The organism is Gemmata palustris, from assembly GCF_017939745.1.
Classification (GTDB): Bacteria; Planctomycetota; Planctomycetia; order Gemmatales; family Gemmataceae; genus Gemmata; species Gemmata palustris.
This window is the reverse complement of the sequence record NZ_JAGKQQ010000001.1, coordinates 2,679,818-2,693,490: the sequence shown is the minus strand read 5'-3', so window position 1 is coordinate 2,693,490 and position 13,673 is coordinate 2,679,818. Positions and strand designations below refer to the sequence as shown.

The 13,673-nt window shown below is 65.2% G+C and carries 9 protein-coding genes; 7 read left to right on the top strand and 2 right to left on the bottom strand.

The genetic code is table 11. From position 1 onward, the window contains the following. Window positions 1–81 precede the first annotated feature (81 nt). From J8F10_RS10975 to J8F10_RS10945, 7 genes are all read left to right on the top strand, one after another. The gene (locus J8F10_RS10975) at window positions 82–1,770 is read left to right on the top strand and encodes a glycosyltransferase (RefSeq protein ID WP_210653866.1); all 1,689 of its coding nucleotides are present in this window, start codon (window positions 82–84) and stop codon (window positions 1,768–1,770) included. A 334-nt stretch (window positions 1,771–2,104) separates the two neighbouring features. Next, entirely contained in the window at window positions 2,105–4,078 is a 1,974-nt protein-coding gene (locus tag J8F10_RS10970; RefSeq protein ID WP_210653865.1) for a serine/threonine-protein kinase, read from the top strand. Between the two features lie 174 nt (window positions 4,079–4,252). Then, the gene (locus J8F10_RS10965; protein ID WP_210653864.1) at window positions 4,253–5,128 is read left to right on the top strand and encodes a deoxyribonuclease IV; all 876 of its coding nucleotides are present in this window, start codon (window positions 4,253–4,255) and stop codon (window positions 5,126–5,128) included. 522 nt (window positions 5,129–5,650) lie between these two features. Next, on the top strand, window positions 5,651–6,952 hold the full coding sequence (gene eno / locus J8F10_RS10960) for a phosphopyruvate hydratase (RefSeq protein WP_210653863.1): 1,302 nt from the start codon (window positions 5,651–5,653) through the stop codon (window positions 6,950–6,952). A 90-nt stretch (window positions 6,953–7,042) separates the two neighbouring features. Then, window positions 7,043–7,630: a hypothetical protein gene (locus J8F10_RS10955; protein ID WP_210653862.1), complete on the top strand. Its 588-nt coding sequence runs from the start codon at window positions 7,043–7,045 to the stop codon at window positions 7,628–7,630. Window positions 7,631–7,768: 138 nt separating this feature from the next. Continuing rightward, the gene (locus tag J8F10_RS10950) at window positions 7,769–8,578 is read left to right on the top strand and encodes a formylmethanofuran dehydrogenase subunit C (RefSeq protein WP_210653861.1); all 810 of its coding nucleotides are present in this window, start codon (window positions 7,769–7,771) and stop codon (window positions 8,576–8,578) included. 21 nt (window positions 8,579–8,599) lie between these two features. Beyond that, on the top strand, window positions 8,600–9,271 hold the full coding sequence (locus J8F10_RS10945) for a class I SAM-dependent methyltransferase (protein WP_210653860.1): 672 nt from the start codon (window positions 8,600–8,602) through the stop codon (window positions 9,269–9,271). A 55-nt stretch (window positions 9,272–9,326) separates the two neighbouring features. Here J8F10_RS10945 and J8F10_RS10940 read toward each other — a convergent pair whose 3' ends face one another. Together J8F10_RS10940 and J8F10_RS10935 are read right to left on the bottom strand one after the other, a co-directional pair. Then, complete coding sequence (locus J8F10_RS10940) at window positions 9,327–11,996, bottom strand: hypothetical protein (protein ID WP_210653859.1); 2,670 nt, start codon at window positions 11,994–11,996, stop codon at window positions 9,327–9,329. 226 nt (window positions 11,997–12,222) lie between these two features. After that, a complete protein-coding gene (locus J8F10_RS10935; RefSeq protein ID WP_210653858.1) occupies window positions 12,223–13,605 on the bottom strand; it encodes a CRTAC1 family protein in 1,383 nt (460 codons plus the stop codon). Window positions 13,606–13,673: the final 68 nt, after the last annotated feature.

Below are 13,673 nucleotides of genomic sequence, written 5' to 3'. Positions count from 1 at the left end.
ATGCGGTTGCTGCATTGACTCGGGCGCCCGGCCGCGATACCTACGCGACCACGGCACCGTAGCAGATTGAGGAGCGCGTGAATGATGACCGGCTTTATCCGCAGAGTGTTCACCGCTCTTACGGGTGTGCGGAGCGGCGACCGAACCGGGCGCCCTCGGCCCCCTACCGCGGACCCGTTTGTGATGCGGCTCCCGATCCCCTCTGCGAGTGTCCCACCGGTGCCGCCCGTACAGGTACCCGAACCGCCCGCGGACCCGTGGCGCGAGCGGTGGGCGCAACTCGAAACAATGCTCCGCGACCTCGATGCCGCGCTCGGCCCCAACCCGCCCGCTCCGACCCGGCGCGTGTTGTTCTTCAGCACGATGCCGGCGTGGACCGACCTGTCGCTCGTTACGGCCGTCGTACTCGCGGGGCGAGGGTGCCACGTCGATTTCGCGTGGACACCATACCCCGATATCGAGGACAAGCCCGTCTCCGCGGACGAGTGGGCACGGTTGACGGCCAGCGGCCCCGCCACGGCACACCCACGATTCCGCGTAATTAACTTGCTTCGGGTGCAACCAGCGGTCGCGACGCCCGAGATGCGGGCCGAGGCCGAGGCGTCCGCATACACCGATGCCCAGTACGTCACCCGGCGTGAGGAAATCGACCTCGCGCCGGGCACCCCCGCCCGGGCCGCTTTCGAGTTCCGACTCGCTCGGAACCTGGCCACGATGACGGCGCTCGCGGCGCTCGCGGCCGAGCACCGGTACGACGGGATGATTACCCCCAGCGGCTGGGTGCTGGAGTTCGGGGCCGCCTACCGGCTCGCCCGCCTCGTTGGGTTGCCGTGTGCCACCCTGGAGATCCACGACCGCCGCAACTTCATTCACGCGGGGCAGACGGTGCCCGTCCTGTGCCAAGACAACGCCGCCGCGTGGCGGGCCGACGAGCCGCACGAATATTCATCGAAACGAGACCTGCGCGTCCGGCACATTCTGTCCGGCCGGAAGAGCGGCGACTGGGCGGAGTACATCATCCGGTGCCAAACGACCCGGCCCGCCCCGGTTGAGGAACTGCTGCAGCAGTTCGGCCTCGACCCCGAAAAGCGGGTGGCCCTGTTGTGCGCGAACGTGGCACACGATAGCGTCGTGCTGGGCCGCAGTGACGTGTTCAAATCGCACTCAGACTGGATCCGTCGGACAATCGACTTGTTCGCCCGGCGCGCGGACTGGCAGCTCCTGATCCGCGCCCACCCCGCCGAGCGCCTCATGGAGCCGGACGAATCGGTCGAGAGCGCCGTGCGGGAGCACTGTGCGGGACCGCTCCCGCCGAACGTCCGGCTCATCCTTCCGGACAACCCGGTCAACACCTACGCGCTCATGAGCATGGCGCACGTTGGATTGGTCCACAGTTCGACGGCGGGCCTCGAGATGGCATCCTCGGGGCTGCCGGTTGTGGTTGCGGGCATGGCCCACTACGCCGGTAAGGGGTTCACTGGTGATCCCAGAACCCCGGACGAATACGCGACCATTGTGGAAGAATTCATGTCCGGGCCGGCGCGCACCGCCCCGCGAGTGATCGAGTTGGCGCGGTGCTATCTCGACCTGTACTTTAATGCCCTGCCGTTCCCGTTCCCCTGGGTCATTGGTCAGCCCGACGACCTTCTAACTTGGCCGGTGGGGCGCGTCCTGTCTCCTGAAGGTGAGGCGAGATTCGGGCGCACTTTTGATTTCTTGGCGGGCCTGCCGGTGCCGATTGATTCGCGCTTGCAGGCGATCGCGGAATAGCTCGACTGTAGGGAATTCGTCGGGTGGAAGGGGCGGCGCTGGCCCTCAATAGCCCGCTCCCGATGCTCCGGCGGGTCGTCGGAAGAGTGGTTCGGGCTTCGTCTTCCCGAGTTCGTCGGCAAAAATCCGTCGAGACGCAGACCGTTCTGTCGTGGGGCAGTTCGGTTTCGCGCCGCGATTCACTTTTGTTCGGCGCGAACCGCAGCGGGGCCGTTTTCACTTCTCGTCCGAATTCCGGTGCTAACTTTTTCGAGCGCCGGGCGATTTCGCGCACCTCTCCCGAACCCGCGAGCTAAGGTCTTCATTGGTTGCATTCCCGTAATAGGGTTCGCCCATGCCTCTTGTTTCCGCCCCCGACTGTGGTACGCACTCCGTGTATACCAAATCGGCCGGGTACTCCCCGCTTCCCGGATACGTCCTGCTCGAACCCTTGGGGCGCGGCGGGTTCGGGGAGGTATGGAAGTGCGAAGCACCCGGGGGGCTCCACAAAGCGATCAAGTTCGTTGCCGGTGATTCGGACGGGGCGCCCAACACCAGTACGCAACTCCGGCAGGAACTCGATGCGTTCCAGCAGGTTAAAGCGATCCGCCACCCGTTTCTGCTTTCCCTCGAGCGCGTCGAACTGGTCGGTGACGAGTTGGTGATGGTCATGGAGTTGGCCGACAAGCAACTCGGGGACCGGTACGACGAGTGCCGAACCGGGGGGCTCCCCGGCATCCCGCGCCCGGAACTCCTGGGGTACTTGCGCGAAGCGGCCGAAGCACTCGATGTGATCGGCGCGAAGTACGGGCTCCAGCACCTCGACGTGAAACCGGCCAACCTCTTTCTCACGGCCGGGCACGTGCAGGTCGGTGACTACGGCCTCGTGAGCAAGCTCGATACGGGGAAGAACCGCCAGGAAAACCGCGGACTCACGCCGCGCTATGCGGCCCCCGAAGTTCTCTGCGGGCAGGTTCATACCCGATCGGACCAATACAGTCTCGCGCTCGTGTACCACGAACTCCTCACGGGTACGTTCCCGTTTAACGGGCGCAGCGTGCAGCAAATGATGCTCCAGCACATGTCCGCGCCGCCGGACCTGAGCGGGCTCCCTCCGCCGGACCGTGCTGTGATCGGGACCGCGCTCGCGAAAAAGCCCGATGATCGGTTCGCGTCGTGTGCGGATTTCGTGAACGCGCTGAGCGGGGGCACGTCGCGCTCGGTTACGTCGCTCATGGCGAGTTTGCTCACACCATCGCCGCGCGGCTCGGGACCGATTGCGAACCCGGTTCCGGCGGCGCCCGCGCCCGCGCCTCCCGGCGCCTCCGGCGCGCCTACGCGCGGCACCGGTGACGCGAACCAAGCGACTCACCGCAGCACGCCGTCGTTCGTTACTCCCGCCCCGCAGCCGGTTCCCCCACAGCGCACGGTGCCTCCTCCGCCGGCCCCGGCCCGCGCGCCTGTCGTCGCCGAACGAGCGCCGAAACCGCAACCGGCCGGCGCGTGTCTCGAACAGATTCTTTCGGTTGTGCCGGTCGCCTGGTTACAAGGGAAGTTCGCCCAGGTGCCGGGTCGCCCGCCCGCGCATTTGGTCAACGCGGTGTTGCGCGCGGCGGAAGCCGAGGCGGGGATGGATTCCGCGATGGGAGCGGTGAGCCGCGAGAGCGACGGCACGTGGGGGTGCCGGTTCCTCACCACCATCGACCCGCGCGTGGCTCAAGTCAAACTCGACCTGCTCTGGGAGGAGGGCGGGGTCGAGATGGACTCGCGCACCGAGGGGCGTGTGGAGTTCCGCAAACTCGTGCCCGTGGCCGCACCGACGGGGTGGTTCGGCAGCGTGAGCAAGAAGCCCAAGCCGCCCGATTCGGGGTTACAGGTAGTCGTGGAACTACCGGACCCCGGGCGCGGTACCGGGGAAGTCGCGGTGACCGGAAAGTTCTTCGGGAACCCGCCCCCGGAGTTCGCGAAGTCGGGCGAAAAGACGATCGTGAAACTCATCGACGGCATCCGGCGCACGCTCAACGACGTCCAGGACCGGCGGAAACACCCGCGCGTTCCCGCGACGTTCCCCCTGACGCTCTACCCGCTCCAATCGGACGGTCGAGTGGAACCGCCGATGAAGGGCTTTTGTCGCGACGTGTCCGCGGGTGGAATGGCCCTGTTCTGTCCCGTGAAGCCGCCGACGAAATACGTGTACGTGGCGTTCGAGGACGTGGCGGGAACGGCCGGGCTCGCGGTGCTCCTCCAGGTTATTACCGCGGATTGGCAGCACGATGAGGTCGTGGTCACCGGCCGGTACCGGCTCGAGTTCGATTCGACTAACGGATAGCGGGGATGTGGAACCGCATCCTCGCACCTCTCTCGTCATTCGGATCGTTACAACCGCTCCATATTGCACTTCGGGTCCGGCCAAAATTTGTAGCAATCCTCTCCGTAACTGACACTGCAAATCTCCGCACGGTCCGGCACAATATCTCCCCTTTACTTCAGGGAGGACGAACCCGTGCCGCTTTTTGGCGCTCACCTTTCGATCAGCCGCGGATTGCACAACGCGATTTCGGCGGCGTCCGCGCTCGGGTGCGATACCGTCCAAATCTTCACCAAAAATGCCAGCCAGTGGACCGCGGCGCCGCTCACCCCGGAAGCCGTCACTCAATTCCGCCAGTCGGCCGGCGCGTCGCGCCTCAAGCACCTGACTGCCCACGATTCGTACCTCATTAACCTCGCGTCACCGGACGACGGAATTTACGCGAAGTCGGTCGAAGCGTTTGTGGACGAAATGGACCGCGCGGAGGCGCTCGGACTTGAGTACCTCGTCACGCACCCCGGCGCGCATACCGGTAGCGGCGAAGAAGCAGGCCTGGAGCGCGTGATTGCGGGCTACGAGGAGGTCCATGCTCGCTGTGCCGGTTTTAAGGTGCGCGTGCTGATCGAAACGACGGCGGGGCAGGGGACCGCACTCGGGCACCGGTTCGAGCACCTCGCCGCGATCCTCCAGCGCGCGACGTGTGCCGACCGCATGGGCGTGTGTTTCGACACCTGCCACGTGTTCGCCGCGGGCTACTCGCTCGTGTCGGCTTCAGACTATCAGGCCACGTTCCAACAATTCGACGAACTCGTCGGCCTCGGGCACCTGAAGCTGTTTCACGTCAACGACAGCGCGAAGGCGCTGGGTAGCCGCGTGGACCGGCACGCGGGCATCGGATCAGGTGAGATCGGGCCGGATGCGTTTCGCCGACTCGTTACCGATCCGCGGTTCCTGGACCGCCCCATGATTCTCGAAACACCGAAGAAAAACGAAGACGGCGCCGAGATGGACGCGGTGAATATCGGGCTGCTCCGGCGCTTCGCCACCGAAGGTGTCGCCCGCGCCGGGTGATTGCGGGGCGGATTCTCAAGAACCGTGTCAAGACCAGTTTCTCGCGGGCCGATGAATGGTGTGCAGAGGTCGTCGGCCCCACAACCTGGTGCAGACGACTGATGCGAGGGCTCACACGCCGCCCGGTCCCCAGCCCGGCGGTGTGCGATCCGGTTGGCGGGAATGGCTTCGGCGGGTTGCGATCCGGCAGCCCCCTGTTGTTGTGAATCCGCCCGCGGAAACCGTGTCCGGTGGATCGGGTGCTCGGCCCCCGACGACCTCGGTCCCGGACCTTCCCGCCACCGACCGGTCGGCTCCGGCGCACTGATTCTCACCAGGACGACCCCCCGTAGGCACGACGCCCGCGGTCCCAGTCGTCCGACGTACTTGCTCCCGCCGGGGCCGACCGACCGTCCTCCCCTCCGCACCTCACTTGACCAAAGCCCATCCCGTCGTATCCCATCTCCGCGACGCCGCGCTCTCGCTCGAACCGCGGCTCAACGGTGTCGGAACGAAATACCAAACACGAAACACGACTCCCCAATGAGCACCATTCGCGCTCTCAAGGCCCGCGAGATTCTGGACAGTCGCGGGAACCCGACCGTCGAGGTCGAAGTTCACCTCACGTGCGGCACGTTCGGGCGCGCGGCGGTCCCGAGCGGGGCCAGCACCGGCGCGCACGAAGCGGTCGAACTGCGCGACGGCGACAAGAAGCGCTACCTCGGCAAGGGCACGCTCTCCGCGGTGCGCAACGTGATCGACACCATCGCCCCGGCCGTCACCGGGATGAAGGTTTACGACCAGTCCGCGCTCGACCGCAAGATGCTCGAACTCGACGGCACCCCGAACAAGGCCAAGCTCGGCGCGAACGCCATTCTCGGCGTCTCGATGGCCGCCGCCCACGCCGCCGCGAACGCACTCGGCCAGCCACTGTACCGCTACGTCGGGGGAACGAGCGCGTGCGTGCTGCCCGTGCCGCTGATGAACATCCTCAACGGCGGCAAGCACGCCGACAGCACCGTGGACTTCCAGGAGTTCATGATCGTGCCCGTTGGCGCGAAGAGCTTCCGCGAGGGGCTCCGCATGGGCGCGGAGGTGTTCCACAGCCTGAAGAAAGTGCTCCACGACAAGGGGCTGAACACCGCGGTCGGCGACGAGGGCGGGTTCGCCCCGAACATCCCGTCCGCCGACGACGCGCTCGCGACCATCTCCACCGCGATCGAGAAGGCGGGCTACAAGGTCGGCGAGCAGATCGCGTTCGCGCTGGACGCGGCCTGCACGGAACTCTTCGAGGAAGCGAAGCACCAACACAAGAAGGAAGGGTACTGCTTCTTCAAGAGCGACCCGAAGAAGGTCATTTCGTCCGACGAGATGATCGATCTGTGGGCCGGGTTGTGCGCGAAGTACCCGATCATCTCGATCGAGGACGGCCTCTCGGAAGACGACTGGGCCGGCTGGAAGAAGCTGACCACGAAGCTCGGTGCGAAGGTGCAACTCGTCGGCGACGACCTGTTCGTCACGAACACCGAGCGGCTGAAGCGCGGGATCGCGGAGGGCTGCGGGAACAGCATTCTGGTGAAGGTCAACCAGATCGGCACGCTGACGGAAACGCTCGACGCGGTGGAAACGGCGAAGCGCAACAAGTTCACCGCGATCATGAGCCACCGCAGCGGCGAAACCGAGGACGTGACCATCGCGGACCTCGCGGTCGCGACGAACTGCGGGCAGATCAAGACCGGGTCGGCGAGCCGCACCGACCGCATCGCGAAATACAACCAACTCCTCCGCATCGAGGAACAGCTCGGCTCGGCCGCCGTCTATGGGTGGGAACTGCGCCGGTCGTAAGTCGCGGGGCGCGAGTCGTAAAGTCGCCCCGCGGCCCTCTCGGTCTCCGACTTTACGACTCGCGCCCTTATGACCTTTGTCGGTGAGATCATGCCCTCAATTCTCAGTGACCCCCCGCCCGTTCTGTACCTCATCCTCGCGGTCGTACTCGCTGTGACGGGCGCGATCGCGGCCAAGCGGCAGGACCGCAAATCCGCGATACCGTTTGGGATCGCGGTGCTTCTCCTGCTACTCGTGTTCCTGATTGACAGGCTGTACGACAGCCCGCGCGAAGAGGCGGTGCACCGGCTCACGGAAATGGGTGCGGCCGCGAACGCGAAGAACCCGGACGCATTCGTCAAGCAGGTCGCGGACAAAGTGAGTGTGCAGACGGATGCGAATCAGACGAAAGTCGCCACGCGGGACGAACTCAAGAAGTCCGGATTTTGGGAGCTGCTCCGGCAGTTCCGTGTAACGGTGTCCGTATCGGGCTTCTCCCGTGATGACGTGAAAGTGATAGACGATAATACGATCGAACTCGGGTTCATCGCCAAGGCCGAGGCCGATGGGAAAACGATTCCCGTTTACATGCGGGCGACGTTCGGTAAACAGCCCGATGGCTCGTTTAAGTTGACCGCACTCAAGGCGTTCGAGTTTATCGATCGCACCAAAGTGTTCTCGATCCCCAACTTCCCGTAACGGACCGCGAATCGGCCACGGATGAACACAGGGAACGCGGATTCATGCAAAGAGCAGAGAAGGTCCGATTCTGATCCGCGTATCTGCGTTCATCAGCGGCGAGGTTCGTCTGTCCCACCAAGTTGTGCGGAACTCTCCATGTTCAAACTCACCCTCCGCGCACCTTCGGCGATCCCGCTCGAACTCGAGGGCATCACCCCGGAACGGGTCGCAGGGCTTTCACCGCTCGATGTGGCAAATCTCCCGGTTCAGCACGGCAACCGTTCGGAACGACTCGGCGAGTTCTTCGAGGTCACCCCGGACCGGGACCGACTGGCGGATCTGCACTTCGCGGGCGATACGCGGAACGTGAAGCACATCGGCGCCGGTATGAAGAGCGGAAGCGTATTCGCAGAAGGCCCGGTCGGGCTGCACGCGGGCGCGCAAATGAGCGGGGGTTCGTTGGTTCTTGATGATGGGGCCGCTGACTGGCTCGGCGCGGAGATGCGAGGAGGCACAATCGAAGTCCGTGGCGCTGCGGGCGATCAAGTGGGGGCTGCGTACCGCGGTTCGCGCCGCGGAATGACTGGCGGAACCATCTTTGTTCGCGGTTCTGCCGGTGACGAACTCGGGTTACTCATGCGCCGCGGGATGATCGTCGTCGAGGGTACGTGCGGCGAGTTCGCGGGTGCATCGATGATTGCCGGTACCATCGTGCTACTCGGGGATGTTGGCGAGCGCTGCGGCGCCGGTATGAAACGCGGCACCATTCTCACCGCACGCCAACTGTTCTTGCCGCCGTCGTTCCGTTTCTCGTGCGATTACAAGCCGTCTTTCCTTCCGCTGTACCTCAACCACCTCCGAAGCATGGGAGCGAACTTCTCGCCCGTGTTCGGTGTCGAAACGGTGCGCTGCTTCCGGGGCGATCTCCTTGCTGGTGGAAACGGTGAGGTGCTTATCGGAGGGTAGCGAGGGTTCGGAGGGCGCACAATGACGGACGCGATTTCATCAGTACAGACGGGATACGATCGCTGGGCCGAGGTCTACGATCACGACGGCAACCCGTTGCAAGGTCTCGAAGCACCCGTGATGCACGCGGCAATGGGCGACGTGCGCGGGCTGCGGGCACTCGATCTCGGGTGCGGTACCGGGCGGCACTCGGTGTGGCTCGCGAACTGTGGCGCGAGCGTTACCGCGGTGGACTTCTCCGAAGGCATGTTGGCCGAAGCACGTCGAAAACCGGGCGCGGAGGCTGTTACCTTCATCGCGCACGATCTGCACACGCCGCTTCCATTTACAACCGAATTTGATCTCGTTGTCAGCGGGTTGGTTCTCGAGCACCTGCGAGACCTGGGCGCTTTCTTTGCCGAAGCGCGTCGCGTGCTAAAGCCGGGCGGTCGGGCTATCATCTCGGCGATGCACCCCGCGATGTTCCTTCGCGGCACTCAGGCACGGTTCACCGACCCGCACTCCGGGGAACTCGTGGTGCCCGGAAGCGTTCCGCACTCGGTGGCAGCGTTCGTGATGGCGGCAATTCGCGCCGGATTCACTCTCTCAAATGTGCAAGAGTTCGCCTCCGGCGCGGAGTTCGCGCGTCGCTATCCGCGTGCCGCGAAGTACGTCGATTGGCCGATACTGGTGGTACTTGTCTTGACTGTGTGAAAGGGCACGGTCGGCCGGTTCGCAGACCTGGCCGACCGCAGTAGGCATGAAGGTATTACTCGCGACGTCGAGCAATCGACGGCACAACCTTCAACCACTTCTCCGGGATCTCCAGCTTCTTCCCCGGCTCGAGACCCGTTGCGGCGATCACGTTCGGACCCGCAGTACGGGCCTGTACCAGAAGTGCCGCGGTACCACCAGCAAACGCAGTCGCGATGCCGGGGCCGCTCGCCGACTGCGCACCGAGGGTGAGCGAGTTCGGGCCGAGCACATCGGGCTTACCGCGTAGCGTGAGCCCCGTTCCGCCGCCAACGAGTGCGTCCGGCGCGTCCGAGCCGACGGTGATGGCGCCGAGCGCATCGCCCGGTGTGCCAACACCCGCCGTTGGCGCGGTGTACGAGCGGAACACCGCCTTCGGGTCGCTGGCTTTCGTGCCGAGCGTTTCAATTACGATGCGCGGGAACACCTCGACTTCGCGTCGCAGTGCCGGGAGGAGCGGTTCGGGAACCGCGGCGGACTCCAACGCGAGGGCGTAACGTCCGGCCGCCGGCACAGTGAATTCCAGCATTTGCTCGAACACCAGGAACGTCGGTGTGCGGTAGATGACGTTCGGCACGCTGACCGATCGCGCGTCTTCGGCCATTTCGTCGCTGGAGCGCTTTTCGCCGTTGGGGTCGATTTGTCGCAGCACACGAAGGGTGAGCGGGTGGACCGGGATGTCCGTTTCCGGGAAGCTCGGGTCGGCCGGTTCGCGCCATTGCACCACGAGCCGCAACTTGGTCCCGGCCGCGAGGTCGGGCGCCACCGCGCCGTCCGCGGCGCGCGTTCCCAGGAAGTTTAGAGAAGGAGACCAGTTGTCTGCGGGGAGCTTCGTCTTCGGCGGAACGAACTCCATCAGCCCGTCGCGGTTGGCGTCGAGGAACGGCCCGCCCCAAACGGACGCGCCCGCAGCGCTCGCCGCCTGCACCCAGACGAGTGGCGGCTTGTGCGGGGTGAGCGGCTTCACGATGCGGGGCGGCAGGTCGGTCGCGAGTCGGTCCACGATCCCCGCGAACTCGCTGATCGCGTCGAGCGGGTAGCCCGATTCCCACACGAGCGTGTTCACGATGACCTGCGCACCCGCGAGGCCCGTCGTGATGTCTTTCTGGTACGCATTGAACCGGTTCGTGAGCGCCAGCAGTTCCTTCTCTTTCGGAATGAACGCCTCCAGGTCCGCTTTGGCCTTCTTTCGGGCGGCCAAAGCCACCTCGTTGTCACTCAGGTCCGAGTACGCGGACTTGTACGTGGCGACCGCCTTCGCGCGGTCCGCGTCGAACATGTTCGTCCGGTTCGACAGTTCGCTCAGGCGCACGAGAAGTGCTTCGGTGTACTGGATGTCCCCACGAGACAAACGGATGACCGAGTTCAGGTGGAAGAAGCACCCGGGATCGATGCGGACGAGAACCAACTCAACGTCCAGCGCGACAGCAGCGAGGGCCTTCGCCGCGGCGAGCCCGGCTCCCTGGCGCAGCGGGTCCGCCTTGAACGGGAACAGGTCCGGCGACAGTTCGGTCGTGAGGTCAATGATCTTCGTTCGCTTCGGCAGTTCGGTACCGATCAGTTTGTCCGCCCCGGTGAAGTCGGAGCCGATCAGTACGATCTTCACGCCCGCACCGGTGTAGCCGAGTTTGTGCAACTCATCGATGCGCGCGGCCTTGATCGCTTCTGCGGCCGTTGTGCTCTTCCCGGTCCCGGTGTTCGCGATCGTCTCGGCGCCCTGGCGCGGCAAGCGCACCCCCAAGATCCCGGGTTCTTGGGACAGCGGTTCGATATAGGCCCCGCGGTGTAACCGAACGTGGACGATGTTGCCGATGATACCGTCGATCGAAGACCCCGAGTATCGCCCTTCAAACAGTGTCTTGAGGGCGTCGAAGTCGGTGACACGGTCCTGGAAGATCACCTCGACGCGGATCGGTGCGTCCTTCGTTGCGGGGTTGATAGCCAATGCGCGCAGGTCGGTTGAATACCTGAGTTGGGCCGGCACAACAGGGGTCGGTGCGAATGGCGCGGCGAATTCCGTGACCGGCAGCACTTCGGCCCACCGGACCGGGTTCCGGTCCCGGAGCGGGGAGGGCAGTTGCTCCGTGCGAACGAGTGGCACGAACCACCCGCTCGGTTCGTACCGGAGGTCACGCACCAGGAGCGGCACACTCTTGGCGGAAATCGCCCCGCGCACGAGCGTGTAGTCCCGCGTGTCGTAGCCGAGTGCTTCCACGAAGCCGAGGTTCGCGAGGTGCGCGACCGTTTGCCGGTGCAACTGCTCTTGGATCGAGTGGGTGTAGTCGCTGCGCAGCCCGAGCTTGATCGCGACCGGCTTGTCGCCCTCGGCCGGGAGCACGAACCCGTCCGGTGCGAAGAGAATGTTCTGGACGCGCGGGTTGTTCAGAACTTCCAGCACCTTCGCGCTGGGGATCGTACCGGTGAAGCGCTCCGCGCCGGGGTCGAGGATTTCGAGGTCGTAGTCGGGGTCGTTTTTGCGTGCGTCCTCGAACCCGAGTTTTGTGAGGAACTTTTGCAGGTCCAGGTACTGGCGCACGCGCTCGTCGCGGTCGGCACGAATGCGGTACCGCACTTCCAGCTTCACTTTCTCGGTTCGCGGCGGCTCCTTGATTTGCGCGGGTGCGAGCGCTGTCGCGCAAAGGAGTGCAACTGAGGCCAGACCGAAGCGAGAAAGTGCGTGTGTCATGGATGGCGTCCAATTCCGGGCGCGCGAGGCCTGTTCGTATTCATCGTGACCGGCAACCGCGGACTTGCCAAGCCTCTCGCGCGAACAAAAAGTGGTTAGACCGCCGCACGATGTGAACAATCGGAACCGCGAGCGAGGCGAGAAGTGGGGTCGTGCCGGAGGGGAAAGGCGGGAGAAGAATTCCGCCGCGGATGAACGCAGATAACGCGGATCGGGGCGAACCCCATCACCCGCGCGGGTAGGGCACCGTGAGTACGCGGTTGCCACCGGGATTGAGCACGACCACGCCGGCCCCGTCGGGCCAGGTCACGGTCACGCGATCGACCGCGCTCGCTTCGCCCAGACCGAAGTGCGCGACCGGTTCCATCTGGCACAAGTAGCCGCTCCCGCCACAAATTCCCTTTATCCGCACGCGCCCGCCGTACTCGGCGCGAACGACCGCCCCGCGGGCCGGGGCGCCGAACCGCGTGAGCGGGCGCACGCGCAACCAGTTCGGGTAGGCCGCACGTGCTTTGAATACGGCCAGTGGTTGCGCCGACTTCTCTCCGCGTGCGACCAATAGCTCTAACACGCCGTCGCCATCAATGTCGCAGATCGCGGCCCCGGTGCCGAACCCGTCGGCGTCCACGGCTGCACCCGCGTCGAGCATCGTCAGGCCGACTTTCGCTTCTTCGTCGCATCCGGGCTCGACGCGGAAGAGCCGGTTCGGTTCGCCCATGTGGTTGAGGAACAGTTCGTCGTTGCCGTCGTTATCGAAGTCCGCTGCGATCAGCGTGCGCACGCTGGAGGGGAACGCGAACCCCGGTGTTGCTTCGTCTTTCCAGGTGCCGTTCTTGCCGCGCGTCATTAGGCGGTGTGGGCCGTCCCAGTTGGCCCACGCCAGACCGAACTCGCCGCCCCGATCGAACGTGGTGACGCCGCGGGCGTGCTCTTCACAGTCCCGCAGGCGAAGTTGGGTCGCGATTTCCTCAAAGGTGCCGTCGCCCCGGTTGCGGTACGCGAAGTTCTGCCCCTGTTCGTTGGCGCAGAAGATGTCGGGGTGGGCGGAAAATACGGGGAGCGTGAGTACCCCGCGCCCGCCGCCCGTGCGCGCCAGTTCCAGAGGGGGGGCGAGGTCCGCGAGCGCGCCGCCCGGCGCGAGTTCGTACAGGCGCATGGGGCGCCCGTGGTTCGCCACGAAGAACCCGTACCGCCCCACCCCGCGCCGGTCGATCACTGCGACGCTGCGCCCGGCCGCCAGGTTCCGCACCCCCCGGTTCACGGGGCGCTCGAACAGGTCTTCCCATCCCCCATCGGGTCGGCGCCGGAAGAGCCGGTCCGCGAACTGCTTCGGCCCGCTAAACGTGTCCGCATTCAGGACGTAGAGTTCTTCTCGCCCGTCGCCATCGAGATCGCCCGCGGCCACCCCGACCGCCCGGCGCTCGGCGTCGGCCAGTTCGGGCGGGGCCGTGTCGTGCAGCGCGCCGCCCGACCAATTGAGCACACGGTTCGGACCACCGAACCCGGCCACCACGAACGAGTACCGCCCGCGGTCGAGGTCCGCTACAGCGACACCGTAGTGCGACCCCGGCGGGTTGTGTGCGATTAGCTCGGATACGTCCTCGAACATAAACGACCCGGCGGGACGGAGTGCGGGACGTTAGTTACCGTATCTCACGAACCGCAAAGCGCAAGGAG

Bases quoted from the DNA above. Each gene is read 5' to 3' on its own strand.
- J8F10_RS10935 (WP_210653858.1), bottom strand. From the start codon at position 13,605: ATGTTCGAGGACGTATCCGAGCTAATCGCACACAACCCGCCGGGGTCG.
- eno (WP_210653863.1), top strand. From the start codon at position 5,651: ATGAGCACCATTCGCGCTCTCAAGGCCCGCGAGATTCTGGACAGTCGC.
- J8F10_RS10940 (WP_210653859.1), bottom strand. From the start codon at position 11,996: ATGACACACGCACTTTCTCGCTTCGGTCTGGCCTCAGTTGCACTCCTT.
- J8F10_RS10950 (WP_210653861.1), top strand. From the start codon at position 7,769: ATGTTCAAACTCACCCTCCGCGCACCTTCGGCGATCCCGCTCGAACTC.
- J8F10_RS10945 (WP_210653860.1), top strand. From the start codon at position 8,600: ATGACGGACGCGATTTCATCAGTACAGACGGGATACGATCGCTGGGCC.
- J8F10_RS10975 (WP_210653866.1), top strand. From the start codon at position 82: ATGATGACCGGCTTTATCCGCAGAGTGTTCACCGCTCTTACGGGTGTG.
- J8F10_RS10955 (WP_210653862.1), top strand. From the start codon at position 7,043: ATGCCCTCAATTCTCAGTGACCCCCCGCCCGTTCTGTACCTCATCCTC.
- J8F10_RS10970 (WP_210653865.1), top strand. From the start codon at position 2,105: ATGCCTCTTGTTTCCGCCCCCGACTGTGGTACGCACTCCGTGTATACC.